Source organism: Streptomyces niveiscabiei (assembly GCF_033794345.1).
Taxonomy (GTDB): Bacteria; Actinomycetota; Actinomycetes; order Streptomycetales; family Streptomycetaceae; genus Streptomyces; species Streptomyces niveiscabiei.
The window spans coordinates 22567-46692 of record NZ_JARAYJ010000051.1; the positions used below are offsets into that span (position 1 = coordinate 22567).

A 24126-nucleotide genomic window follows, 5' to 3' on the forward strand; every position below is an offset into this window, starting at 1 on the left:
TGCCGCAGGGTATCCGGCGGTCAGCGGGAGCGTTCCGCCAGGGTGAGGAGGAGGTGGGCGGACTCCGGGTGGCGGAAGTCGGAGTGGGCGCCGGTGGGGTCGAGGGGGCCGCCCCGGTAGCGCCAGTCCGCGTCGACGTTCACCAGGCGGTGGTCCAGGGCGAGTTGGGGGTAGGGGTCGGTCGTCCGCAGCAGCTTCGTACTGAACTGCGGTACGGGGGCCGCGCCCGCGCCCGAGTGGCCGATGCCGGGGGCTTTCTCGGCGCGCAGGTGCCAGAAGCCCGTCGCCCGGTCCCAGCGGGAGTGCGTGAGGACGAGGGGGCCGCGCAGCGGGGCGCCCGGGTGGTCCGGCGTCGGGAACAGGGTGGCGAAGTGGGTCGTGAACGCGTCGCGGGGCGCGGCCATCTGGAAGATCAACATGCTGTCGACGGTGAACGGGCGGCGCGGGTCGTACGGCGTGCTCCAGCCCAGCGTCTTCGGCGGCTCGGCGGCCCGCTGCACGGCCTCGCACAGGAACCGGCCGCCGAAGGAGTGGCCCATCAGGTGGAGGTACTTCCCGGAGCGGCCCGCGAGGACCGGGGGCGCCTTCGGGTCGCCGCGCACCCCGTCCAGGTAGCCCAGCAAGTGGCCTATGACGTACGGCGCGTGGCCCTTGCCCTCCGCGCTCATCGCGTGCGCGCGGTCCCGGATGCGGGTGTAACCGCCCTTGAGTTTCGAGAGACTTGAGGAGGGCCAGCGGACGACGACGCACCAGGGGCGGTAGCCGTCCGCCTTGAGGCCGGGGTAGCGGTCGGGGGCCGCCGCGTACAACTCCGCCGCCTGGGTCAGGAGTTGGGTCGCCGTCTTGGTCGCGCGGGCGGGTGGGGTCTGCCAGCCGTGGACGTAGACGTGGATGTCGGTGGCCCAGGTGGGGAGGGGGAGGGTGGTGGCGAGGTGGTCGGCCACGCGGCCGACCGGGACCGGGGTGCCCTTGCCCGTCGTCAGGCGGCCCTGTTCGTCGAGGTCGATCTCGGCGGGTTTCACGAGGCCAGGTCCAGTCTGCTGTCGATGCCGCAGTTCAGGCCGTAGGCGAGGGCCAGCGGGTTGTGGAACTTCTCGGCGAAGTCGCGGACGAGGGACTGGCTGATCTCGCCGGCGGTGCGCTCGCCCGCGAGGTACGACTCCAGGAACCCGTACGCGTACTCGGCCGCGAACACCTGCGGTACGTCGATCTGCGGGGCCAGCACCCCCACCGCGCCCAGCTCGATCAGCTCCTGGCCGAGGTGCTTGAGCGCGCCCGGGGCGCCCGCCCGGCCGGTGTGGCAGGCGTTGAGGAGGACGAAGGGCTTGAAGCGGGCCTGGGAGGTGCGGGGGATGCCGAGGCGCCGCAACTCGACGGCGGGGCCGTCCACATGCTCGTCGTCGGTGAGCCGTACCGACAGGCACGTCCCCGAGGCGCCGTTGTCCGCGAAGTGGCCGTGGCACCAGAAGTACATGAGGTCCTCGGCGAGGATGCGCACGGCGAGCGCGTCGAGAAGCTCGCTGCCCTTGGTGCGTACGGTCAACCGGGTGCGGTCCTTGAGGAGTTGGTGCACCTCGGGTGCCCGGCCCACCCCGTCGAGCGCCGTGTCCTTGTTGAGGCTGGTCGCCGCCCGGTCGCGCAGGGCGAGCGGCGCGTGGTCCCAGGGGTGCCGGTCGTTCTGCTCGACCTGGTGCCGGTAGCCGAGGAACGCCTCCCACGGGCTCCCGCACCCGGCCGGGGCAACTGCCAGCATCGGCCAGGGGAGTTGGACCTCGGAGTCGAACGTCACGCGCAGCGGCTCGGGTTCGGCCAGGGCGGCCAGCAGGAAGTCGCGCACGTCGGCCAGGCGCGGGTGGTGGCCCTGGAGCAGCTTCGTCAGCAGCCCGTACCCCTCGCGCGCGAGCCGCGCCACCAACTCGTCGGTGACAGCGGCGAACTCGCTCAGGTCGACGGTCTCGGTGAGCGGGTAGCCGCCGACCCGTTCGCCGTACGAGCCGTCCGGGCTCTGGTGGTGCACGACCAGGTCGCTCCACAACTGCCGCAGGCGCGTGCCGAGTTGCCACAGCGCGGTCGCCGGGGTCTCCAAGTCGGCCCGGAACCAGCCGCCTCGCCCCTTCACGACGATCTGGAGCTGCTCGGCGGTGCGGTACGTGAGGATCACGCGCAGCTCGCCGTCACCCTGTCCTGGTGGTTCCCCCGTGTAGCCGTGGGCCGGGTCGCGGACCGTCTCCACCGCCATGTCCACCGTCATCGAGCCGGGCCCTTCCTCTCCTCGCCGACTGTGACCACCGTCTTGATCTCCTGGAGCGCGAACCCCGACGCGTGGTCGTACATCGTGAAGCGCACCTCGTGGGTGCCGGGTTCGTGCGCGGTCAGTTCGAAGGCGAGGGTGTTGCCGGGCTCGTACTCGGCCATCGGCGGGTCGACCGTCGCCTTCGTGCGGCAGCCCGCGATCACCATCACGCGCGCCAACTCCCGTCTGCCGCGCTGCCGTTCGAGGCGGAGTTCGAGGCGGGCGGGGGTGTCCGGGACCGGCTCGTCGGTCAGGAGGGTGACGCGGGCGCGCCAGGCGGGGCGTGCCGTGCGCAGGCGCCAGGCGAGTTCCTGCACGGCGGGGTGGTCGGCGCCGAGGGCCTCCGCGTGGCGGGCGACGACGTCCTCGGGGACCTCGTCGAGGCCCGACTCCAGGCAGGTGAAGGCGAGTTCGGCGAGGGCTTCGAGGGTGTCGGGGTGGTGGGGGCCCAACGTGCGGGCGCGGCCGTCGTGGATCGCCCGCAGGAGGGCGACGGCGGCGCGCGGGTCGTCGAGGGAGCGGGCGATCAGGACACCGAGGGTCGGCAGGAAGTCGTCGTACCCGTAGGTGAACGTGTCGACGCGCTCGCCGCGCCGGACCGACTCCTCGTCGCCCTCCTCGACCGGCCCCGCCTCCTCGTGCGCCCGCGCGATGGCCTCCGGCGTCGCGGGCGGGTCCGACGGGTCGAGGCGCAGCACCTCGGCGAGCACCTCGGCGGCCTCAGCGCGGGCGCCGGACTGGAGCAGGGCGTGCGCGAGGACCGGCAGAACGTCCTGCGTCTGCCGGTGGCCGACTCCGTAGGTGCGGCGGGCCTGTTCGACGAGGTCGCGGGCCAACTCGACGGCACGGCCCGGCAGTCCGGCGTCGGCCGTCAGCCAGGTGAGGCACCCCCGTACCCACAGCGTCGTCGGATGCTCCTCCGGCAACTCGGCTTCGCAGCGCGGCAGTACGCCCTCCAGGATGCGCGCCGCCCGGCTCGTGTCGCCCGCCTGCCAGCACACGTGCGCGAGCAGCACCTGCCGGGTCAGCGTGTCGGGATGGTCCTCGCCGAGCGCCCGCGCACTGTCCGCGAGCAGCGCCTCGGCCTCCCGCAGGCAGCGCAGCCGATCGCCGGTGCGGTGCAGGGTCTGGACGAGGTTGTGCCGGGTGCCCAGCGTCGTCGCGTGGTCCGCGCCCAGCACCCGCGTGCGGTCGGCCAGGACCGCCGTGAACCCCTCCAGGGCGAGCGCGGTACGGCCCGCCCGGCGCTGGGCGACGGCGAGCCGGCCGCGCGCGGACAGGGTCTGCGTGTGATCGGCGCCGAGCACGCGCTCGCAGTCCGCCGCCAACTGCTCTGCCACCGAGGCGGAATGCTCCGCGCCCGACGGGCTCAGCCACGTCCACGCGATGTCCTGGCGCACCTTGAGGGTCCGCACGTGGTCCGGGCCGTGCACCCGCTCGTGGTCCCGCAGCAGCGCGGCGAGATCCCGCAGCGCGCCCACCCGGTCGTCGGCGTACTCCCGGTTCTCCGCCAGCAGCAGCCTGCTGTTCAGGGTGTCCGGATGGTCCGGGCCCAGGACCCGCGCGCGGTCCGCGATCAGCTCCTCCAGGACGGTGATCGCCCGCTCGTGGTGACGGCCCTCGCCGAGCGCCACCGCCAGCAAGTGCCGTGCGCCCAGGGTCAGATGGTGGTCCGCGCCGCCCAGCCGGGTCCGCGCCTCCACCAGCGCCTCGTACCCCACCACCGCCCGCTGGTACTGGCCCGACCACGTCCACGCGTGCGCCAGCAGCGCCCGCGCGCCGACCGTCGCTGTGTGCTCCCGGCCCCTGATCCGGGCGTGGTCCGCGACCAACTCCTCGGCCAGGGACGCCGCGTGGAGGAAGGCGTCCGCCGCACAGTGCCCCGACACCAGGGTGACCCGGTAGGCCAGGACGGACGGGTGCTCCGCGCCCAGCGTCCGCGCCGCGTCCTCGACCACCTTCTCCAACAGGCCCAGTGACTCCGTGTGCGCCCCCGCCGCCCTGCGCACCAGCGCCAAGTCCCGCCGAGCCAGCAGGGTACGGGGGTGATCCGCGCCCCGCAGCCGCGTCCACGACGCCACCGCCTCCTCGTACAGCGCCGCCGCCCGCGCGTGGTCCGCCGCCTCCGCGCACGCGTCCGCCAGGTTCTCCCGGATCAGCAGCGTGTCCGGGGCCTGGTCGCCCAGCAGCCGTACGCGGTCCGCGAGCAGCGCCTCGAACTCCCGCACCGCGCGCGCGTGTTCGTCCGCGCCGAGCAGCGCCAGCGCCAGGCCGTTGCGCGCGTGCAGGGTGTCCGGGGCGTCGGCGCCGAGCACCCTCGCGCGGTCGGCGACCAGTGCCTCGTACGCGGGGACCGCCTCGCGGAACTCGCCCGCCGAGCGCATCACGTACGCCCGCCAGCTCCTCGTGTCCAGCGTGCGGGGGTGGTCGGGGCCCAGGAGGCGGGCGCGGTCGGCGATCAGGGCGTCGAAGAGGGCGGCGGCCTCCCGGTGGTTCCCGGCGGCGCGGTGGGCCGCGGCAAGTCGCTCCCGTGCGTACAGAGTCGCCGGGTGGTCCGGTCCGTACGCGTGCGCGTCGTCGGCGGCGAGGTCGGTGAACAGCCTGAGGGCTTCCGCGTGTTCGTCCTCCTCCAGGTACACCTCCGCCAGGTTGTAGCGGGTGTTCAGGACCGTCGGGTGGTCCTCGTGGAGAAAACCGGTCACGTACGCCAGCAGGTCGCGCAGTGCCTCCACCGCCCGGCGGTGGTCACCGGCGAACTGGTGGGTACGGGCCAGTGATTGACGGAGTGTCAGGACTCCCGGATGCTGCGGGCCCAGGACCCTCGTGCGGTCCTCGATGACCTGCTCGAACTCCCGGACCGCTCGCGTGTGGTCGTCCGCCGCCCGGTGCGCGAACGCCAGGTTGGCGCGGGCCGTCAAGGTGTGCGGGTGGTCCGGGCCCTGGACGCGGGTGCGGATCGTGATCAGGTCCGTGCGGTCCCGCACGGCTCTGGCGAGGTCGCCCGCGAGCTGGCGGGTGAAGGCCAACGCGCCCCGCGTGCGCAGGGTTTCGGGGTGGTGCGGGCCGCGTACCCGGGTGAAGTCGGTGATCAACTCCTCGTACGCGGCCGTCGCCACCGCGTAGTCGCCCCGCCTGCGGTACGTCGACGCCATGTCGTCCCGGTAGTCCAGGGTGTCCGGGTGGTCCGGGCCCTGGTAGCGGGCGCTGTCTGCGGCCAGGGCCTCCTGGAGGGCGAGGGCCGCGTTCAGGCCCTCCGCTTCGGCCACCGCGTACGCGAGGCGCTGGCGGCAGCGGAGGGTGTCCGGGTGGTCCGGGCCCTGAACTCGCGTGCGGTCACCGGCGAGTTCGCGGTACAGGGCCGCCGCCGTGCGGGCGTGGCCGGCCGCGTGGTGGGCCGCCGCGAGCCAGCCCCGGCAGTTCAGGGTCTGAGGGTGGTCCGGGCCGTGGACCTCCTCCCTGGCCGCCAGGGCCGCCTCGTACAGGGGGAGCGCCTTGCGGTGGTCTCCCGCCGCCTGGTGCGCGTACGCCAGGTTGCTGTGCGCCGCCAGTGCGTCCGGGTGGGTGCGGCCCAGGATGCGGGGGAGGTCCGATGCGATGGCCTCGAACTCCCGTACCGCGTCCGCGTGCCGGCCCGCCGTCTGGAGGGCGTACGCGCGGCCCGAGCGGGTCATGTGCGTTTCCGGGGCGTCCGGGGACAGGCGGCGGCGGTGGGCCAGGGCCTCCGTCAAGTGCGTCACCGCGCGCGTCACTTCGCCCGCCTTGCGGTACGTGTGCGCCAGGCGTTCGAGGGCCGTCAACGTCTCCGGGGCGTCCGGGCCGTGCAGGCGGCGGCGGTCCAGGTAGACGTCCTTGCACAGGGCCACCGCCTTTGCCGGGTCGCCCGCCTTCGCGTGCAGTTCCGCCAACTGGTCGCGGTCCTGGAGGGTTTGTGAGGCGTCCTCGCCGTACAGGGAGCGGTCCGCTCGAACCGCCGCGTCCATCAAGGGGATCGCCAGGACGCGCTGCTCCCGGGCGAGCAGCTCCTGGGTGCCCTTGCGGTACATGTCCGCGATCTCGGAGGTGGGGGTGGCCGTCGGGGCGGACTCCGCGAGGGCCTGGATGTGGATCAACGGGGCTTTGTCCGTGGGGGTGTTCGCGGTGTGCGCGGCCAGGGCGCGTTCCATCTCGTCGCGGGGGGTGGGGTGGCGGGGGGCCGTGGGGGGTTCGGCGAGCTGGAGGGAGCGGCGGACGAGGCGGTGCAGGAGGAGGCCGGCGGGGGTGGTGGTGAGGAGGTGGAAGTCCTCCAATGCCCTGATCGTGGCGTTCAGTTCGGGGGTGGGGGTGGGGGTGGGGGCGGAGGGCTGCCAGTGGTTCAGGATCTCGCGGGGGATCGCTTCGGGGGCGCACCAGGCGAGGGCGTGCAGGAGGGGGGTGGCGAGGGGGTGGTCCTGGTGGATGGTGTCCAGGCTGGTGCGCCAGATCTGGGTGATGCGGTGGAGGGGGGCGGGGTCGGGGGTGGGGGGTGGCGGTGAGTGGGTGGGTGCGGGTTCGGTGGGGGCTGGGGTGGGGGTGTTGTCGCTTGCCCGCGCTTGCGGGGTGCCGCTGCGCCCACCCGTGCCGCCCCTAGCGGCACGACTGCCCGCAGCTGGGTGAGCTGGGTGAGCTGGGTGAGCTGGGTGGGGTTCGGGGGGTGTGGGAGGTGTGTGGGGGCTCCAGGGGGGTGTGCCCTTCGCTGTTGCCAGGCGGGTGCGGTAGTGGCTTGGCGGGGTGTTCGTTTCGCGGAGGTAGGCGGCTGCTTGGGTGAGGGCCAGGGGGAGGTGGCCCAGGTCCTCGGCCAGGGCTGTTGCCGCCGCGCGGTCGGTGGGGGTTAGGCCGGCCGTTGTGCGGAGGAGGGTGTAGGACTCGTCGGGGGTCAGGACGTCCAGGGGGATCAGGCGGGCCTCGGCCGGCCAGCCTGTGCGGCGGCGGGTCGTGACCAACTGGCGGCCTCTGCCCAGGAGTCGGCCCATGTACGGGGTCAGGTGCTCGGGGCGCTCGACGTTGTCGTAGACCAGGAGCCAGTCGCGGTGGGAGTGCAGCCAGAGGAGGGCGAACTCGGTGCGCTCGTTCGGGGGCGCGGTGCGCGACCAGGTGGGGTGGAGGTGGTGGGCCAAGTCGGCCAGGCCGGTGGCTATTTGGGCTTCCGACTCGGCGGAGATCCACCAGATCGGGGCGTGGCCGGGGGTGGTCCGGGTGTGGGCGTAGCGGAGGGCCAGGGCGGTCTTGCCTATGCCGCCGAGGCCGCTCAGGGTGGTGGTGGGGTGGTCGGGGGTGTCGAGGGACGGGTCTTCGGCGGGCGGCGCGGGGGCGCCTGGGGGTGCGTCCTCGGTGGGCGGCGCGGGGGTGTCGCCGAGGGGGGTTCGGGTGAGGGCTTGGGCGGCTGCCCTGTCGCGGCCCGGGTTTCCGTCTGCGGAGGTTCTGTCGCGGTTCGGGTTCCGGTCCGTGGCTGCCGTGTCGCGGCTCGGGTTTCCGGCGCCGGTTCGGGGTGGCTGCCCGGTGGTTCTTCCGGGGGGTGCCGGAGGGGCGATCACTCCGCTGCCCGTGCTCAACGCCGCTTCTAATCGGGCCAGTTCCGTTTCCCTGCCGATGAACGGCTCCGCCGGGAGCGGGGGGAGGTTGTGCAGGGCCGGAGGCGGGGCGAGGTGTGCGGCGGCCTCGCGGATCGCGGGCGGCAGGGTCGTCGCGGGCTGCTCGGCGTGGGGGTCGACGCGCAGGCGGGAGCCGTCGGAATCGTGCTCGGGTGCTGTCGTACCGCTGTAGGGCACGGCAGGGCGCGCGGCCCGTTCGTCGACGGTGATGGCCATGTCTCCCCCGCATCCATCGCGCTGTCAACGGTACTTTGCCGCAGGGGAGTTGTCACCGCCGGTGACTTCGGGGAAACCCTTCGGGGAAACCGAGGGCACCGGCGGTGTCGAGCGTCAGAGCTTCTCGGGCGTCCTGATGCCGAGGAGGGCCATGCCCTGGTGGAGGGTGCGGGCTGTGAGGTCGACCAGGAAGAGGCGGTTCTCCTTCTGGGCGGGGGTTTCGGCCTTCAGGACCGGGCACTGGTCGTAGAACGTCGTGAGGACGCTCGCCAGCTGGTAGAGGTACGCGGCGAGTTTGTGCGGCTCGTAGGAGGCCGCGACTTCCAGGACCGTTTCCGCGAACTGGTCCAGGTGCAGGCCCAACGCCCGCTCGGCGGGGGCGAGTTCGAGGTCCGGGTGGGCCGTCGGGGTCGCGCCGTCCGCCTTGCGGAGGATGGACTGGATACGGGCGTACGCGTACTGGAGGTAGACCGAGGTGTCGCCGTTGAGGGAGACCATCTGGTCGAGGTCGAACTTGTAGTCGCGGACGGCCGACGTCGACAGGTCGGCGTACTTGACCGCGCCGATCCCGACGTACCGGCCGTTCTCGACGATCTCCTCCTCCGTGAGGCCGACCTTCTCCGCCTTGTCGCGGACGACGGCGGTCGCGCGGTCGACGGCCTCGTCGAGGAGGTCCTCCAGCTTGACCGTCTCGCCCTCGCGGGTCTTGAACGGCTTGCCGTCCTTGCCGAGGACCGTGCCGAAGGCGAGCTGGAAGGCGGTGACGTCGTCGCTGAGCCAGCCGGCGCGGCGGGCCGTCTCGAAGACCATCTTGAAGTGCAGGGACTGCCGGGCGTCGACGACGTACAGGAGGGTGTTCGCCTTCAGGCCGAAGACGCGGTCGCGGATCGCGGAGAGGTCGGTCGCGGCGTAGCCGAAGCCGCCGTCCGACTTCTGGACGATCAGGGGGACCGGGTTGCCGTCGGGGCCCTTGATGTCGTCGAAGAAGACGCAGAGGGCGCCCTCGGAGCGGACCGCGACGCCGGACTCCTCCAGCAGGCGGCACGTCTCGTGGAGCATGTCGTTGTAGCCGCTCTCGCCGACGATGTCGGGGTCGCGGACCTCCATGTCCAGCTTCTCGAAGACGGAGAAGAAGTAGATCTTCGACTCGTCGACGAACTTCTGCCAGGAGGCGAGGGTGGCCGGGTCGCCCGCCTGGAGGTCGACGACCCTGCGCCGGGCGCGCGTCTTGAACTCCTCGTCGGAGTCGAAGAGTTTGCGCGCGGTCTTGTAGAGGCGGTCGAGGTTGGACATCGCCTCCTCGCCGCTGATCTCGCCGTCCTTGTGGTCCAGTTCGTGCGGGTGCTCGTCCAAGTACTGGATGAGCATGCCGAATTGGGTGCCCCAGTCGCCGATGTGGTGCCTGCGCACCACGTTCTCGCCGGTGAACTCCAGGAGCTGGACCACCGCGTCGCCGATCACCGCCGAGCGGAGGTGGCCGACGTGCATCTCCTTCGCCACGTTCGGCTGCGCGTAGTCGATGACCGTCGTGCCCGGGTTCGTGGCGTACGGCACGCCGAGGCGGCCGGTGTCGTCCGCGTAGCGCGCCGCGAGGTTCTCGGTGATCGCCCGGTCCGCGATCGTGATGTTGATGAAGCCGGGGCCCGAGACCTCGATGTCCTTGATCATGGTGGGGGCGGTCAGGTTCGCGACGACCCGCGTCGCCAGTTCGCGCGGGTTGGCCTTCGCCTTCTTCGCCAGCGCGAGGACACCGTTGGCCTGGTAGTCCGCCCGGTCGCTGCGTCGCAGCAGCGGGTCCGCTCCGGCTGCCTCCGGCAGGGTGGCCGAGAGGGCGGACGCGAGGTGCTGCTGGACGGAGTCGCTCAGGGACGTGACCGAGGCCATGGAGTGGGTGCCGTTCTCCTCGTGGGGATGGATATACCCCTCCAGTATCCCATGGGTGGTAAAGCGCTTTTCGGGACGCGGGGGCACCGCCGTAAGGAGTGCATAAGCGTTCACTTCGGCTGATGTGTGGGTCTGGTGTACGAATCCAGGCGCCATTGCCTACTGATCGGTCGCGGACTGTCATGTTGACCATGAAGCCCCCCACCAAGAAACTCCGGGCCGCGCTGGTCACGGCCGCTGCCGCCGGGCTCGCGCTTGCCACCGCTTCCAGTGCCTCCGCCACCCCCACGTACGCCTCGTACACCACCCCCTCCTTCGGTTCCGCGCACCGCGTGACCACCGCCGCCGACGGCCAGAAGTACGACCTGAGGCTCGGCGCGTTCAACACCTCGCTGCCCGCGTCGGGCGGGACCGTCGACGTCGCCGGGTACGGCTACAACCGGGCGCAGGGGATCTTCCTGGCCTTCTGCGTCGTACCCCAGGGGGTAGTCATCGGGCACCCTGAGACGTACACCACCCTGCCCACCCCCTGCCTCGGCGGGCGGGAGTCCACGGACGGGTCCGCTCGCCGGATCACCGATACGGGTACGGGTACTCCTGGGGTAACCATCCCCTACCAGGAGGGTGGGTCCTTCCTGACGACCCTCAAGATCAAGCCGCAGATCGCCGACGGGGTCACCTGCGGGGTCAACGGGGTGCAGTGCGCGATCGTGACGCGGGCCGACTTCACCGCGACGGCCGTCCGGGCGTACGACCAGTACATCCCGGTGAACTTCGCGCAGTGAACTTCGGCTGAGGTTTCCGCATCTTCATCGGCGTCCCCCTCGGGGGGCGCCGATACCCGTTTTCGTGGTTTGGGTGCCTCCTGGGAGAATGGGACGGTCAGCCGTGATTCCCCGAGGAATCCCAGAACACAGAGGACGTGCCGATCGTGGCTCAGAGCACCGAGACCACCGACTGGGTCTCCCGTTTCGCGGACGAGGTCATCGAGGAGTCGGAGCGTCGGGCTCCTGGCAAACGTGTCGTCGTCGCGTCCGGGCTCTCCCCCTCGGGGCCGATCCACCTGGGCAACCTCCGCGAGGTCATGACCCCCCACCTGGTCGCGGACGAGATCCGCCGCCGGGGGCGTGAGGTCCGCCACCTCATCTCCTGGGACGACTACGACCGGTACCGCAAGGTCCCGGCCGGGGTCCCCGGGGTCGACGAGACGTGGGCCGAGCACATCGGCAAGCCGCTGACCTCCGTACCCGCGCCCGCCGGATCGGCGTACCCGAACTGGGCCGAGCACTTCAAGGCGGCCATGGTCGCGGCGCTCGGCGAGCTGGGCGTGGAGTTCGACGGGATCAGCCAGACCGCGCAGTACACCTCCGGGGCCTACCGCGAGCAGGTGCTGCACGCGATGCGCCACCGCGCCGACATCGACGCGATCCTGGAGCAGTACCGGACCAAGAAGGCCCCGGCCAAGCAGTCCCAGAAGCCCGTGGACGAGGCCGAGCTGGAGGCCGCCGAGGGGTCCGGCGCGGCCGGTGAGGACGACGGGTCCACCGGGTCCGCCGGGTACTTCCCGTACAAGCCGTACTGCGGCAACTGCGAGAAGGACCTCACGACGGTCACCGCGTACGACGACGACAGCACCGAGCTGACGTACACGTGCACCGCGTGCGGGTTCTCCGAGACCGTGCGGCTCAGCGAGTTCAACCGGGGCAAGCTGGTCTGGAAGGTCGACTGGCCGATGCGGTGGGCGTACGAGGGCGTCGTCTTCGAGCCGTCCGGCGTCGACCACTCCTCGCCGGGGTCGTCGTTCCAGGTCGGCGGGCAGATCGTCGGGATCTTCGGCGGCCAGCAGCCGATCGGGCCGATGTACGCGTTCGTCGGGATCTCCGGGATGGCGAAGATGTCGTCCTCCAAGGGCGGGGTGCCGACGCCCGGGGACGCGCTGCGGATCATGGAACCGCAGCTGCTGCGCTGGTTGTACGCGCGTAGGCGGCCCAACCAGTCGTTCAAGATCGCCTTCGACCAGGAGATCCAGCGGCTGTACGACGAGTGGGACAAGCTGGCTCTCAAGGTGGAGGACGGCTCGGCGCTGCCGGGTGACGTCGCCGCTTACTCGCGGGCCGTCGGTACGGCCGCCGGTGAACTGCCGTCCACCGCGCGGGCGTTGCCGTACCGGACGCTCGCGTCCGTCGCCGACATCACCGCCGGGCACCAGGACCAGGCGCTGCGCATCCTCTCCGAGCTGGACCCGGCTCACCCTCTGGCCGTACTCGACGACGTACGTCCCCGGTACGACAAGGCCGAGGCGTGGATCAACACGCACGTGCCGGCCGACCAGCGGACCATCGTGCGGGCCGAGGCCGACGTCGATCTGCTGAAGTCCCTCGACGAGGCGTCCCAGCAGAGCCTGCGGCTGCTGCTCGACGGGCTCGCCTCGCACTGGTCCCTCGACGGGCTGACCCACCTCGTGTACGGGGTACCCAAGGTGCAGGCCGGGTTCTCCGCCGACGCCACGCCCAAGGAGCTGCCGCCGGAGATCAAGACGGCCCAGCGGACGTTCTTCGCGCTGCTGTACCACCTGCTGGTCGGGCGGGACACGGGGCCCCGGCTGCCTACGCTGCTGCTCGCCGTGGGGCAGGAGCGGGTGCGGGTCCTGCTCGGGGAGTAGACACGGGTGAGTGAAAGGGGGTTCCTGGTGCCAGGAACCCCCTTTTCAGTGCGTGCGGTTACGCGATGTGGTCGTCCATGACCTCCGCCGTGTGGCGGTTCGTGAAACGCAGGACCATGCGCTTCGCCTCGGCGTCCGAGAGGGAGATGCCGTGGGTGGCCTCGACGTTGTCGCCGAACTCGCGCGGGGTGGGGTAACTGCCGTCTATCGACTGCTTGAAGACGGTGTAGTACGCCTCCTCGTCCGGCACCGGGGGTTCCGTGCCGCCGCCCTCGCCGAGTTCACGGGTACGGCCGGGGCCCGCCGGGATCGGGAACGTGCCGGTCTCCTCGGGGGAGGGTTCCTCGACCGGGGGCTCCTGCTGGTACTGGGCCTCGTACTGCTCGGCCTGGACCTGCTGGGCGTACCAATCGGCGTACGCGGCCTCGGGGTTGTAGTTCGGGTCGTAGCCGCCCTGGTACTGGACCTCCGCGGGGGCCTTCTGGAACCAGGGGCTCTCTTCGGGGACCGGCTCCAACTCCGGTTCCGGTTCCGGCTCTTGCTCGGGCCGCGGCTCGGAGCGCGGGGCCTGCTGCGGGGCCTGCCCGATCAGCGGTGGCTGCTGCTGGGCCGGGAGTTCGGCGTGTCGCTGGTCCACCGGGGCCGGGGGCAGCTCCTGTTGCCCGGGCATCGGCGGGGGCGGCGGGATCAGGACCGGCTCGATGCCGGCCGCCGCGAGACCCGCCGGGGCGGTCTCCGACAGGGGGATGCCGTAGCGGGCCAGGCGCAGGGGCATCACGGACTCGACCGGGGCCTTGCGGCGCCAGGCGCGGCCGAAGCGGGACTGGAGGCGGGCCTGGTAGACGAGACGGTCCTGCTCCAGCTTGATGACCTGGTCGTAGGAGCGCAGCTCCCACAGCTTCATGCGGCGCCACAGGAGGAACGTCGGGACCGGGGAGAGCAGCCAGCGGGTGATGCGGACGCCCTCCATGTGCCGGTCCGCCGTGATGTCGGCTATCCGGCCGACCGCGTGCCGGGCCGCCTCGACGGCGACCACGAACAGCACCGGGATCACCGCGTGCATGCCGACGCCGAGCGGGTCGGGCCAGGCCGCCGCGCCGTTGAAGGCGATCGTCGCCATCGTCAGCAGCCACGCCGTCTGGCGCAGCAGCGGGAAGGGGATGCGGATCCAGGTCAGGAGGAGGTCCAGGGCCAGCAGGACGCAGATGCCCGCGTCGATGCCGATCGGGAAGACGTAACTGAAGTTCCCGAAGCCCTTCTTGATCGCCAGCTCGCGGACCGCCGCGTAGGAACCGGCGAAGCCGATACCGGCGATGATCACGGCGCCGGTCACGACCACGCCGATGAGCACGCGGTGCGTCCGGGTCAATTGGATCGGCGCGGCCACCCGTTACTCCCCTTCGCTTTCCTGTCGTTGCGCGCAACAGGGTGGCACATGTGTGCGGCGTACGTGTCGTCGGACCGTCAGCTCTTGGCGGCGGAGGCGGACGCGGACGGGGCGGCGGAAGGCTTCGCCGACGGGGTCGCCGCAGGTGAACTCGGCTGCGGCGTACCGCTGTTGGCCTTCTTCACCGCCGCAACGACTTCCTTCGCGGTCTGCTGCGCGAGCTTCATCAACTCGGCCGCGTCCGGGGCCTTGTCGCCCGCGAGACCGGCGCCGTTGTAGTCGACCGTGACGACGACGTTCTCGGCGCGCGTCACCACCGTCTGCTGCTTGAAGGCGCCTTCCTTCTTCTTCTGGTCGTAGCTGACGGCCGTCGCCGCGTCGCCGATCCCGGCCGCCGCGCTCGACTTGACGTTCGTCGCGCCCTGCACCGACTTCGCGTCGTTCAGCTGCCGCGCGAAGTAGTCCTGCGCCTGCTTGTCGGCGTCCCCGGCGACGGAGTTGGAGTCGAAACGCAGCAACGAGACGCTGAGCCAGCGGTACTGGGAGCCCTTCACACCGTTGTCGCTCAGGCTGTCCCAGGTGCAGCCCGAGCGCGTGCCCGCCTCGCCCGACGCCGCCTTCTTGCCCGCCTTCGCCTTCGGGACTGTGTCGTCGAGGGTGTCCTCCGACAGGACCTTGCAGGCGTCCGGCAGGGTGCCGTACACCGCCGCCTTCAGCGTGGGGGACGGGGAAGCGCCGTCCGGTGTCGTCGCCGTACCCCCGGAGGACGACTGCTGGGAGTCACCCGCCTTCGCGGCGCTGCCGCCGTCGTCCGAGTCCGAGGAGCAGCCCGCCGCGAACAGCAGCACCGGGAGTGCCCCTGCCGCGAGAGCGCGGTTCAGGCTCCGGGCACGCTTCGTCCGCCGGTCGTGCTGGTCTTCTCGCTGGGCTCGTCGCTGCATGGTTCCTTCACTCATGACGCTTCGTGTTTCCTGCGGTTCGTTCCTGCGGGTCTGAACGGGTCCGAGGGGCCACGGTACGCGGTGAAGAAGCTGTGCGGTCCTCTTTCGATCTCTTCGCGAGCGGGTGTACGGCGGGTGCCGGGGCCGTCGGTCAGCCGAGCCTGTCGGCCAGTTGAGCCGCGAGTTTCCGGGCCTTGTCCTGCATTTCCTTGCTGTCCGGGACCGTGCCGAGCGTGGCCGGCTGCTCCTCGTACTGGACCGTCACGATCACGTTGGACGTGCGGAACGCCACAGTCACCGTGCGCTGCTTGGCCGTCGAGCCGGAGCTGGTGAGGGCGTCGTCGACGAACGCCTCGTCGCCGAGGTCGTCCAGGAGGCGGGGCTGTACCTCTGCGGTAGGGGTGGTAGGGGAGGGGGAGGGGGATGCGCTGGTGCTGGGGGAGGCGCCGGCGCTGGGCGTACCGCCGGGGGTGGGGGTACCGGGGGTACCTGAGGGGGACGGCGCGGTCGGGGTCGGGCTCGGGGACACCGGGGCCGGGAGGTCCGCCGCGTCCTCCTTCTTCGCGAACAGCGCCTGCGCCTGTGTGTCGTCGCTCACGGCGTTGTCGTACGAGACCACGCGCTCGAAGTCCACCGACAGGTGGTCCGTCGCCGCCGTCGACTCCACCTTCCAGCGGCAGCCGACCCGGCGGTCCGTGTCGTACGTCAGGGCGGGGGTACCCGCGTACGCCTTCTGGCGCTGCGCCGGGTCCATGAGCTGCTTGATGCCCGGCAGAAGGGCGTCCAGCGTGCCCGGGGCGACCGCGCCGCACGCCTCCGGGAGCGTCGTGTACCGGCCCGGCTGCGCCGCCGCGCTCGTCGTACCGCTGTCGCCCGGGTTCGAGTTGTCCGTCGAACCGCCGCCGTCCGAGCCGCCTGTGCAGCCGGCCAGCAGCGCCACGAGGAGGGCTGCCGCGCCGGGGACGTACGCCTTGCGCTGCACGGGGGCTCCTTAAGGGTGATCCCTGCGAGGGTTTCCGGTGGGGGGTTCCAGTGTCCCTCGCCGGGAATTTCGCTTGCCGGGCGAGGGTGGCACCTGACGACAATGTGTATCGCACGCGACACCCCGGACGCCGGTCCGGCATCCGTTTCGTCGACCCTGACGCCGGTTTTGCGTATCCGGCCCTTTGTCGTCCTTCGCCGTTCTTCGCCGGGTCCGCGCGCTTTTATGTTGATGGGGGAATGAGGGAAGTCATGTCGTACGTGGAGATGCCGGGCGCGCAGGTGCCCATCCGGATGTGGACCGACCCCGCGGGCGTCGAGGACGTCGCGCTCCAGCAGTTGCGCAACGTCGCGACGCTGCCGTGGATCAAGGGGCTCGCCGTCATGCCCGACGTCCACTACGGCAAGGGGGCGACCGTCGGGTCCGTCATCGCGATGCGGGGGGCCGTGTGTCCCGCCGCCGTGGGGGTCGACATCGGGTGCGGGATGTCCGCCGTCAAGACGTCGCTGACCGCCAACGACCTGCCGGGGGACCTGTCCCGGCTGCGGTCCAAGGTGGAGGCGGCGATTCCCGTCGGGCGGGGGATGCACGACGACCCCGTCGACCCGGGGCAGTTCCATGGGCTCGCCACGAGTGGGTGGGACGGGTTCTGGGAGCGGTTCGGCGGGGTGGCGGACGCGGTGAAGTTCCGGGAGGAGCGGGCCGTCAAGCAGATGGGGACGCTCGGATCCGGGAATCACTTCGTGGAAGTCTGCGTGGACACTTCCGGCTCTGTCTGGCTGATGCTGCACTCCGGTTCCCGCAACATCGGCAAGGAACTCGCCGAGCACCACATCGGCATCGCGCAGAAGCTGCCGCACAACCAGGGGCTTGTCGACCGTGACCTCGCCGTCTTCGTCTCCGACACCCCGCAGATGGCCGCCTACCGCAACGACCTCTTCTGGGCGCAGGAGTACGCGAAGTACAACCGCACCCTGATGATGGCCCTCCTCAAGGACGTCGTCCGCAAGGAGTTCAAGAAGGCGAAGCCCACCTTCGAGCCGGAGATCTCCTGCCACCACAACTACGTGGCGGAGGAGCGGTACGACGGGATGGACCTGCTGGTGACCCGCAAGGGCGCGATCCGGGCCGGGTCCGGGGAGTTCGGGATCATCCCCGGGTCCATGGGGACGGGGTCCTACATCGTGAAGGGCCTCGGGAACCCGCTCGCCTTCAACTCCGCTTCCCACGGCGCCGGTCGGCGGATGAGCCGCAACGCCGCCAAGCGGCGGTTCTCCGTCGCCGATCTGGAGGAGCAGACGCGGGGGGTGGAGTGCCGCAAGGACTCCGGGGTCGTGGACGAGATTCCGGGGGCCTACAAGCCGATCGACCAGGTCATCGACCAGCAGCGGGATCTGGTGGAGGTCGTGGCGAAGCTGAAGCAGGTGGTGTGCGTCAAGGGGTAGTCCCCGAGAACTAGCCGGGGACTACCCGAGGACTACGCGGGGACTACTTCGCGTGGCGTACGGCGTAGATCATGACGAACGCGATGATGTGGATGACGAAGAAGAAGTACGCGAGGTAGATCCAGACCTGGCGTTCGTTCTTCGTCTCGCGGGCGAGGCGGCGGAGTTCGGCGGCGCGTTCCGGGGTGACCTCGGGCTCCGGGGTGTCCTCTTGGGGGTCCGGCATCAGAGGTCCCGGTGGACCTTCGTGTTGGAGGCCTGGGCCCGGGGGCGGAGGATCAGGAGGTCGACGTTGACGTGGCTGGGGCGGGTGACCGTCCAGGTGATCGTGTCGGCCACGTCGTCGGCGGTGAGGGGTTCGGCGACGCCCTCGTAGACCTTCGCCGCCTTCTCCTTGTCGCCGCCGAAGCGGGTCAGGGCGAACTCGTCCGTCTTGACCATGCCGGGGGCGATCTCGATGACGCGGACCGGCTTGCCGACGATCTCCAGGCGGAGGGTCTCCGCGAGGACGTGGGCGCCGTGTTTCGCCGCGACGTAGCCGGCGCCGCCCTCGTACGTGCCGTGGCCGGCCGTCGAGGAGACGACCACGACCGTGCCGTCGCCGCTCGCCTCCAGCTTGGGGAGGAGGGCCTGGGTGAGGTTCAGGGTGCCGATGACGTTCGTCTCGTACATCGTGCGCCAGTCGGCCGGGTCGCCGGTCGCCACCGGGTCGCTGCCCAGGGCTCCGCCCGCGTTGTTGACCAGGACGCCGATCTGCTCGAACGCCGTCGCGAACTCGTCCACGGCCGCGCGGTCCGTGACGTCCAGGGGGTACGCCGTCGCCGCGCCGCCGGCCTGCGTGATCTCCTTCGCCAGCGCCTCTATGCGGTCCTCCCTCCGCGCCGTGAGGACCACTCGGTAACCGGCCTCCGCCAGCTTGCGCGCGGTCGCGGCACCGATACCGCTGCTCGCGCCGGTGACTACGGCGATGCGGGACGCGGGGGAGGGCATGTACGGCTCCTGGGGTGGGCGGGTGTGGCTCTTCCAGGGTAGGCGGGGGCTGGGGGGTGCTTCACCTGTTGGGCGGGGTCTGTCCTGTGGGGTCCGTGGGATACATCCCGTACGACCTTCGGTGGACCGAGGAGTGACGTATGCGCAGGGTTGTGACGGCTGTGGTGGCTGGGGCGGCGAGTCTGGTGTTCGGGGGTGGGGGTGCGGTGGCTGGTCCTCAGGTAGGGGGTGTGGCTCCCGAGGCCGACCTCTCCTATCACGGGGCCGCCGTCATGGGCGGGGGGCGGATGGAGGTGCGGGTCGCTCCGCGCAACCACGGGCCCTCCGGGGTGGGTGACTCCGCGGTGCGGCTGCGGTGGTCCGCGCCGCTCGCCGCCGGGACTCAGGGCTTGCCCGGTGGGTGCGTGCGGGTGGGGATCGCGGAGGTGGTGTGCCGTACGGGGGCGCTCGCGGCGGACGCGGCGGGGGAGCGGATCGAGGTGGGGGTACGGCTGCGGGGGCGGCCCGAAGAGGTCGTGCTGGAGGTGGAGACGGCGTGGAGCGGGGGGACGGTGGACCGGAACCGGGAGAACGACCGGCAGCGGGTGCTGGTGCTGGATACGGGGGACGTCTACTACTTCTGAGGGACGGGGGACGGGGTGGCCGCGCGGTGGGATTCCTCCGCGTCGTAGTTCTCCCGGGCCGCGTGGACCTCGTCCATGTGGGTTTCCGCCCAGTCCTTCACGGCCGTGAGGAGGTGGGCGAGGCTGTGGCCCAGGGGGGTCAGTTCGTAGTCGACCCGGACCGGGACCGAGGGGGTCAGATCGCGGGTGAGGATGCCGTCCCGTTCGAGGGTGCGGAGCGTCTGCGTGAGCATTTTGGGGCTGACGCCGGCCAGCTTCCGGGCGAGGTCGCTGTAACGGAGGGAGCCGGGGGCGAGGGCGCAGACGACGAGGCTGGCCCATTTGTCGCTGAGGCGGGCCAGGAGCTGGTTCGTGGGGCAGCCCTTGATGAACGCGTCGTACTCGACGCGGGCCTGGGCTCGGCGTTGGGCCGCTGTCGTGGTCGCCATGGCTCACCTTCCGGATAGGTACGCACTCCTGGGTAACTACTTCCCGTCGGATAGTAGCTGTTCCTAGGGTCGTGGCAGCGGGTCGGGGAGATTCTCCGACCGGCCTTAGACACAAGGGAGTTGCTGTCATGCGTGCTGTCGTGGTCCGGGAGTTCGGCGGTCCGGACGTCGTGGAGGTCGTCGAGGCGGAGGTGCCCGAGCCGGGTGCGCGGGAGGTGCGGATCAGGGTGGGCGCCGCCGCGCTGAACCCCGTCGACGTCGCCGTGCGGAGCGGGGTGTTCGGGGGTGCGGGGAAGCAGGTGGGGCTCGGGTGGGACGTCGCCGGAGTCGTGGACGCGGCCGGGGTCGCGAGCGTGTGGGCGCCGGGCGACCGGGTCGTGGCCCTCGATCACGGGATCTCCGAACCGCTGGGCGCGCAGGCGGAGTTCGTGGTCGTACCCGTCGACGCGGTCGCTGTCGCGCCGGTCGGGGTCGACGAAGTGGCCGCGTCCACCCTGCCGTTGAACGGGCTGACCGCTCTCCAGGGCCTGGACGCGCTGGAGTTGAGGGCCGGGCAGTCGCTGCTGGTGACCGGGGCCGGCGGGGGTGTGGGGGGCGTTCGCCGCTCAACTCGCCGCGTATCGGGGGGTGTCGGTGACGGGGCTCGCGCGGGAGCGGGATGCCGGGTATGTCCGGGGGCTCGGGGGTGTGGAGTTCACCGCTTCCGTGGAGGGGGAGTTCGATGCCGTGTTCGACGCGGCCGTGTTGGGGGAGGCCGCGCTGGGGTGGGTGCGGGATGGGGGTGCGTATGTGGGGGTGATGCCGCATGGGGAGCCGGCTTCCGTGCGCGGTGTACGGACCTCCGCCGTGGAGGTCGTTGCGGACGGGGTGCGGTTGGCCGGGCTGGTCAAGCTGATGGAGGAGGGGGTGCTGACGACCCGGGTCGCCGGGACGTACGCGCTGGAGGAGGCGGGCAGCGCGCATGCGCGGTTCGCTGAGGGCGGGGTCGGGGGGAGGCTTGTGCTGGTTCCGTAGGGGGATGGGTGTACGACTTCAGGCCAGGGCCTGGACGTACGCCTCCGGGGGTACCCCCAAGGTCTTGGTGAACGCGCGGATCAGGTGGGACTGGTCGGCGTAGCCCAGGTCGGCGGCGAGGGTGGGCCAGTCGGGGGTGGGGGTGTGCGTGGCCTCGTCGAGGGCCTCGTGGAGGCGGTAGCGGAGGATCGTCCACTTCGGGGTGACGCCGACGTGGGTGGCGAAGAGGCGCTGGAGGGAGCGGGGGGAGAGGCCTGCGGCGTCCGCCACGTCCGAGACCCTGCGGAGTTCCCGGTTCGCGCGGATCTCGGCGACCAGACGGGTGGCCAGGGGGATCTGGGGGTCGGGGGTGAGGGGGAGGGCGAGGAAGTGGGCGTCGAGGGCGGCGACGCGGGCGGCGTCGTCGCCGGGGGCGGTGAGGTCCAGGGCGGGGAGGAGGCGGGCGAGGGGGTTCCGGGGGGCCTGTCGGGGCGGGGTTTGCGCCGCGTTGCGTGGGGCCTCCTGGGGCTCGGCGCAGCGGCGGCTGGGCGCCGACGTCCGTGCCGCGTCGCGTGGGGCCTCCGGATGCGCTGTGCTTCGTACGGCTGCCGTGCGCGCCGCTTCCGGTGCCGGCCCGCGCCCCGCCTCCTCCATCGCCTCGTCCAGCGGCAGCGCCCTCCCCGTCCACCGTCCCGCCGCGACCCCGGGTGCGAACGCCCTGATCGCCCCTGGGCGGAACTTCACCCCGCATACCCTCCCTCTGCCGGTGAGGGTTCTGGTGTACAACCCCCGGGGTATGCCGGTCAGCTCGGCGTAGGGGGCGCCCTCGTCCTCGTCCCACTGGAAGGTGATGTTCACCGCCGGGTGCGGGATCACTCTTGAGGTGTACGGGGTGGGGAGGTTCCAGTCGATCAGCCAGTACCGGTCGATGTAGGGGCGGAGCGGGGGCGCGGGGAGGTGGCGGCGGAAGTGGACGCGTGTGAGGAGGGTCACGGGGTCGACGATGCCTCGGGTGTCCTGGGGAGCCGCCATGGAGGGGATCGTATGCCGGGGAATAGCGCTGGAGAGGGATGCGTTCCGGCGGTATAGTTCAACGGTCAACTATTTGGAGGGTGAGCGGGGATGCAGTTCGGGATCTTCACCGTCGGGGATGTCACGCCCGACCCCACGAACGGTCGGACACCGAGCGAGCGGGAGCGGATCAAGGCGATGGTCGCCATCGCCCTCAAGGCGGAGGAGGTCGGGCTCGACGTCTTCGCGACCGGGGAGCACCACAACCCGCCGTTCGTCCCGTCCTCGCCGACCACCATGCTCGGGTACGTCGCCGCGCGGACCGAGAAGCTGATCCTCTCCACCTCCACGACGCTGATCACCACGAACGACCCGGTGAAGATCGCCGAGGACTTCGCGATGCTCCAGCATCTCGCCGACGGGCGCGTCGACCTGATGATGGGGCGCGGGAACACGGGGCCGGTCTATCCGTGGTTCGGGCAGGACATCCGCGAGGGCATCAACCTCGCGATCGAGAACTACGCGCTGCTGCGGAGGCTGTGGCGCGAGGACGTCGTGAACTGGGAAGGGAAATTCCGTACGGCGCTCCAGGGATTCACCTCCACGCCCCGTCCGCTGGACGATGTGCCGCCGTTCGTCTGGCACGGTTCCATTCGGTCGCCGGAGATCGCGGAGCAGGCCGCGTATTACGGGGACGGGTTCTTCCACAACAACATCTTCTGGCCCGCCGATCACACCAAGCGGATGATCGAGCTGTACCGGGCGCGGTTCGCCCACTACGGGCACGGGACGCCGGAACAGGCGATCGTCGGGCTCGGCGGGCATGTGTTCATGCGGCGGAATTCGCAGGACGCCGTGCGGGAATTCCGGCCGTATTTCGATGTCGCGCCGGTTTACGGGCACGGGCCCTCGCTCGAGGACTTCTCCGCGCAGACCCCGCTGACCGTGGGGACGCCGGAGCAGGTCATCGAGAAGACGCTGAGTTTCCGCGAGTACGCCGGGGACTATCAGCGGCAGCTGTTCCTCGTCGACCATGCCGGGCTGCCGTTGAAGACGGTGCTCGAACAGATCGACATGCTCGGGGAGGAGGTCGTTCCGGTGCTGCGGAAGGAATTCGCCGTGGGGCGCGGGGCGGATGTTCCCGAGGCGCCCACCCATGAATCGCTGCTGGCCGCGAAGAACTCCGAGGAGGCCGCCGTATGAAACTCGTCGTCGTTTCCGCGGGGCTGAGTGTTCCCTCGTCCACGCGGTTGCTCGGGGAACGGCTCTCCGTCGCCGTCCAGCGGGGCGTACCCGGTGTCGAGGTGGAATTCGTCGAGCTGCGGGAACTCGCCGTGGAGATCGCGCACGCATTCGTGAACGGGTTTCCGGGGAACGGGTTGCGGGCCGCGTTCGACTCCGTCGTCGGGGCCGATGCGCTGATCGCCGTCACGCCTGTCTTCTCGGGGTCCTACAGCGGTCTGTTCAAGTCCTTCTTCGACCTTCTCGACAAGGACTCCCTCGCCGGGAAGCCGGTCCTGATCGCGGCGACCGGCGGTACGGCCCGCCACTCCCTCGTCCTCGACCACGCCCTGCGCCCCCTCTTCTCCTACCTCCGCGCCGTCGTCCTCCCGACCGGCGTCTACGCGGCCTCGGAGGACTGGGGCGCGGAGGGCCTGCCGGCCCGCGTCGAACGAGCGGCGGGAGAACTCGGCGCGCTGCTGCGCGGCTCCTCCGGGGTACGGCCCCCGAAACCGAGGGACGAGTTCGAGATCGACGTACCGTTCGCGGAACGCCTGGCGGCACTCGGCGGGGGCGGCTCGGAGTGAGGTAGGGGTGAGGGGCGGGGGGCGCCCGGCGGCGGGGGCGGGTCCGGTGGTCAGCCGGCCCCGGAAGGCGGGTGGCCCCGGAAGGCGGGCGGTCGTCGGGCAGGGGGTGGTCGTCGGGCAGGGGGTGGTCGTCGGGCAGGGGGTGGCTGCTGGGTAGGAGGTGAGCGGCGGGCAGGGGGTGGCCGTTGGGCAGAGGGTGGCTGCTGGGCAGGGGGTGAGCGGCGGAGGGGAAGAGGAGTTGGAGGGGCGAGAGGGGTCGGAGAGGCGGCAGGGGCTGGGTGGGCGGCGGAACGGCGAGCGCCGGGAGCTCGTACGCGGCCTCCGGCCGTCTGCCCCGACGGCTCCGCCCGGCGCTGCGGAGACGGACCGGCCGCCTTGGCGCTGCGGAGACGGACCGGCCGCCTTGGCCCTCCGGTATCCCCGCACCCCTGGAGCCCCGGAGCCCCGCCTCCGGCGGCCTGACCTCCGGTCCCGGAGAAGCCGGTGGCGTCCCGCCAAGTGGTGTAGCCATCCGGACCGTGCCGGTACGGATGGTCTGTGACCGGCTGGCCGGGCCGAAGTACCACGCCGGTGCGCGAGCCGGTCAGGGCAGCGCGGGTCGCCATGAGCTCGGCGCGTCAGGCCGAACCCGGTCGCGACCTGCGGCGCCGCCAAAGCCGACCGGCTACACCACTCGGCGGGACGCCACCGAGAAGCCGGAGCCCCGGACCACCGAGACAGCCCGTCCACCGCCCCCCACAAGCCCCCCGCTCGTTGCCCCCTGCGGCCCTGCGGCCCTGCGGCCCTGCGGCCCTGCGGCCCTGCGGCCCTGCGGCCCTGCGGCCCTGCGGCCCTGCGGCCCTGCGGCCCTGCGGCCC

At 71.5% G+C, this 24126-nt stretch carries 17 protein-coding genes and 1 pseudogene; 7 read left to right on the plus strand and 11 right to left on the minus strand.

What is annotated here, in order from left to right:
• Positions 1 to 20: 20 nt before the first annotated feature.
• The 4 genes from PV682_RS39705 to argS all read right to left on the minus strand — a co-directional run bounded on the left by PV682_RS39705 (position 21) and on the right by argS (position 9999).
• Positions 21 to 1022, minus strand: a complete 1002-nt coding sequence (locus tag PV682_RS39705) for a hypothetical protein (RefSeq protein WP_319737195.1) — start codon at positions 1020 to 1022, stop codon at positions 21 to 23.
• On the minus strand, positions 1019 to 2251 hold the full coding sequence (locus PV682_RS39710) for a CHAT domain-containing protein (protein WP_319737196.1): 1233 nt from the start codon (positions 2249 to 2251) through the stop codon (positions 1019 to 1021). The genes PV682_RS39705 and PV682_RS39710 overlap by 4 nt, the downstream gene beginning before the upstream one ends.
• Positions 2248 to 8115, minus strand: a complete 5868-nt coding sequence (locus PV682_RS39715) for a tetratricopeptide repeat protein (protein ID WP_319737197.1) — start codon at positions 8113 to 8115, stop codon at positions 2248 to 2250. Before PV682_RS39715 ends, PV682_RS39710 begins: the two co-directional genes overlap by 4 nt.
• Positions 8116 to 8229: 114 nt before the next feature.
• Positions 8230 to 9999, minus strand: a complete 1770-nt coding sequence (gene argS, locus PV682_RS39720; RefSeq protein ID WP_319737199.1) for an arginine--tRNA ligase — start codon at positions 9997 to 9999, stop codon at positions 8230 to 8232.
• 191 nt (positions 10000 to 10190) lie between these two features.
• Here argS and PV682_RS39725 point away from each other — a divergent pair, with 191 nt between their 5' ends.
• Positions 10191 to 10784, plus strand: a complete 594-nt coding sequence (locus PV682_RS39725; protein ID WP_319737201.1) for a hypothetical protein — start codon at positions 10191 to 10193, stop codon at positions 10782 to 10784.
• A gap of 137 nt (positions 10785 to 10921) precedes the next feature.
• Positions 10922 to 12661 (plus strand): lysine--tRNA ligase, encoded by a 1740-nt coding sequence (gene lysS / locus PV682_RS39730; protein WP_319737202.1) that lies wholly within the window; start codon positions 10922 to 10924, stop codon positions 12659 to 12661.
• Between the two features lie 58 nt (positions 12662 to 12719).
• Here lysS and PV682_RS39735 read toward each other — a convergent pair whose 3' ends face one another.
• The 3 genes from PV682_RS39735 to PV682_RS39745 form a co-directional block, all read right to left on the minus strand.
• Positions 12720 to 14048 (minus strand): DUF2637 domain-containing protein, encoded by a 1329-nt coding sequence (locus tag PV682_RS39735; RefSeq protein ID WP_319737205.1) that lies wholly within the window; start codon positions 14046 to 14048, stop codon positions 12720 to 12722.
• Between the two features lie 77 nt (positions 14049 to 14125).
• Entirely contained in the window at positions 14126 to 14989 is an 864-nt protein-coding gene (locus tag PV682_RS39740) for a DUF3558 domain-containing protein (RefSeq protein ID WP_319737208.1), read from the minus strand.
• A 151-nt stretch (positions 14990 to 15140) separates the two neighbouring features.
• Positions 15141 to 15971 (minus strand): DUF3558 domain-containing protein, encoded by an 831-nt coding sequence (locus PV682_RS39745; protein ID WP_319737210.1) that lies wholly within the window; start codon positions 15969 to 15971, stop codon positions 15141 to 15143.
• Between the two features lie 251 nt (positions 15972 to 16222).
• Here PV682_RS39745 and PV682_RS39750 point away from each other — a divergent pair, with 251 nt between their 5' ends.
• Entirely contained in the window at positions 16223 to 17416 is a 1194-nt protein-coding gene (locus tag PV682_RS39750; protein WP_319737212.1) for an RtcB family protein, read from the plus strand.
• A gap of 43 nt (positions 17417 to 17459) precedes the next feature.
• Here the strand turns inward: PV682_RS39750 and PV682_RS39755 are convergent, their stop codons facing one another.
• Both PV682_RS39755 and PV682_RS39760 read right to left on the minus strand, forming a co-directional pair.
• Positions 17460 to 17642 (minus strand): hypothetical protein, encoded by a 183-nt coding sequence (locus tag PV682_RS39755; protein WP_319737214.1) that lies wholly within the window; start codon positions 17640 to 17642, stop codon positions 17460 to 17462.
• Positions 17642 to 18406 (minus strand): SDR family oxidoreductase, encoded by a 765-nt coding sequence (locus PV682_RS39760; protein ID WP_319737216.1) that lies wholly within the window; start codon positions 18404 to 18406, stop codon positions 17642 to 17644. Before PV682_RS39760 ends, PV682_RS39755 begins: the two co-directional genes overlap by 1 nt.
• 140 nt (positions 18407 to 18546) lie before the next feature.
• Here PV682_RS39760 and PV682_RS39765 point away from each other — a divergent pair, with 140 nt between their 5' ends.
• Positions 18547 to 19029, plus strand: a complete 483-nt coding sequence (locus tag PV682_RS39765; protein ID WP_319737217.1) for a hypothetical protein — start codon at positions 18547 to 18549, stop codon at positions 19027 to 19029.
• Here PV682_RS39765 and PV682_RS39770 read toward each other — a convergent pair.
• The gene (locus tag PV682_RS39770; protein WP_319737219.1) at positions 19020 to 19457 is read right to left on the minus strand and encodes a winged helix-turn-helix transcriptional regulator; all 438 of its coding nucleotides are present in this window, start codon (positions 19455 to 19457) and stop codon (positions 19020 to 19022) included. The genes PV682_RS39765 and PV682_RS39770 overlap by 10 nt on opposite strands.
• 128 nt (positions 19458 to 19585) lie before the next feature.
• Here PV682_RS39770 and PV682_RS39775 point away from each other — a divergent pair.
• Positions 19586 to 20471: pseudogene (locus PV682_RS39775) on the plus strand (zinc-binding dehydrogenase).
• 18 nt (positions 20472 to 20489) lie between these two features.
• Here PV682_RS39775 and PV682_RS39780 read toward each other — a convergent pair.
• Positions 20490 to 21482: a DUF6597 domain-containing transcriptional factor gene (locus tag PV682_RS39780; RefSeq protein ID WP_319737220.1), complete on the minus strand. Its 993-nt coding sequence runs from the start codon at positions 21480 to 21482 to the stop codon at positions 20490 to 20492.
• A gap of 90 nt (positions 21483 to 21572) precedes the next feature.
• On the opposite strand from PV682_RS39780, the gene PV682_RS39785 reads away from it, so the two are divergent.
• Both PV682_RS39785 and PV682_RS39790 read left to right on the plus strand, forming a co-directional pair.
• On the plus strand, positions 21573 to 22664 hold the full coding sequence (locus PV682_RS39785; RefSeq protein ID WP_319737222.1) for an LLM class flavin-dependent oxidoreductase: 1092 nt from the start codon (positions 21573 to 21575) through the stop codon (positions 22662 to 22664).
• Entirely contained in the window at positions 22661 to 23269 is a 609-nt protein-coding gene (locus PV682_RS39790; protein ID WP_319737224.1) for an FMN reductase, read from the plus strand. The genes PV682_RS39785 and PV682_RS39790 overlap by 4 nt, the downstream gene beginning before the upstream one ends.
• Positions 23270 to 24126: the final 857 nt, after the last annotated feature.

Coding starts and splice junctions, on each gene's coding strand:
- argS (WP_319737199.1), bottom strand. CDS start 9,999: ATGGCCTCGGTCACGTCCCTGAGCGACTCCGTCCAGCAGCACCTCGCG.
- PV682_RS39770 (WP_319737219.1), bottom strand. CDS start 19,457: ATGGCGACCACGACAGCGGCCCAACGCCGAGCCCAGGCCCGCGTCGAG.
- PV682_RS39725 (WP_319737201.1), top strand. CDS start 10,191: ATGAAGCCCCCCACCAAGAAACTCCGGGCCGCGCTGGTCACGGCCGCT.
- PV682_RS39750 (WP_319737212.1), top strand. CDS start 16,223: ATGTCGTACGTGGAGATGCCGGGCGCGCAGGTGCCCATCCGGATGTGG.
- PV682_RS39715 (WP_319737197.1), bottom strand. CDS start 8,115: ATGGCCATCACCGTCGACGAACGGGCCGCGCGCCCTGCCGTGCCCTAC.
- PV682_RS39760 (WP_319737216.1), bottom strand. CDS start 18,406: ATGCCCTCCCCCGCGTCCCGCATCGCCGTAGTCACCGGCGCGAGCAGC.
- PV682_RS39765 (WP_319737217.1), top strand. CDS start 18,547: ATGCGCAGGGTTGTGACGGCTGTGGTGGCTGGGGCGGCGAGTCTGGTG.
- PV682_RS39740 (WP_319737208.1), bottom strand. CDS start 14,989: ATGCAGCGACGAGCCCAGCGAGAAGACCAGCACGACCGGCGGACGAAG.
- PV682_RS39790 (WP_319737224.1), top strand. CDS start 22,661: ATGAAACTCGTCGTCGTTTCCGCGGGGCTGAGTGTTCCCTCGTCCACG.
- PV682_RS39710 (WP_319737196.1), bottom strand. CDS start 2,251: ATGACGGTGGACATGGCGGTGGAGACGGTCCGCGACCCGGCCCACGGC.
- PV682_RS39755 (WP_319737214.1), bottom strand. CDS start 17,642: ATGCCGGACCCCCAAGAGGACACCCCGGAGCCCGAGGTCACCCCGGAA.
- PV682_RS39785 (WP_319737222.1), top strand. CDS start 21,573: ATGCAGTTCGGGATCTTCACCGTCGGGGATGTCACGCCCGACCCCACG.
- PV682_RS39780 (WP_319737220.1), bottom strand. CDS start 21,482: ATGGCGGCTCCCCAGGACACCCGAGGCATCGTCGACCCCGTGACCCTC.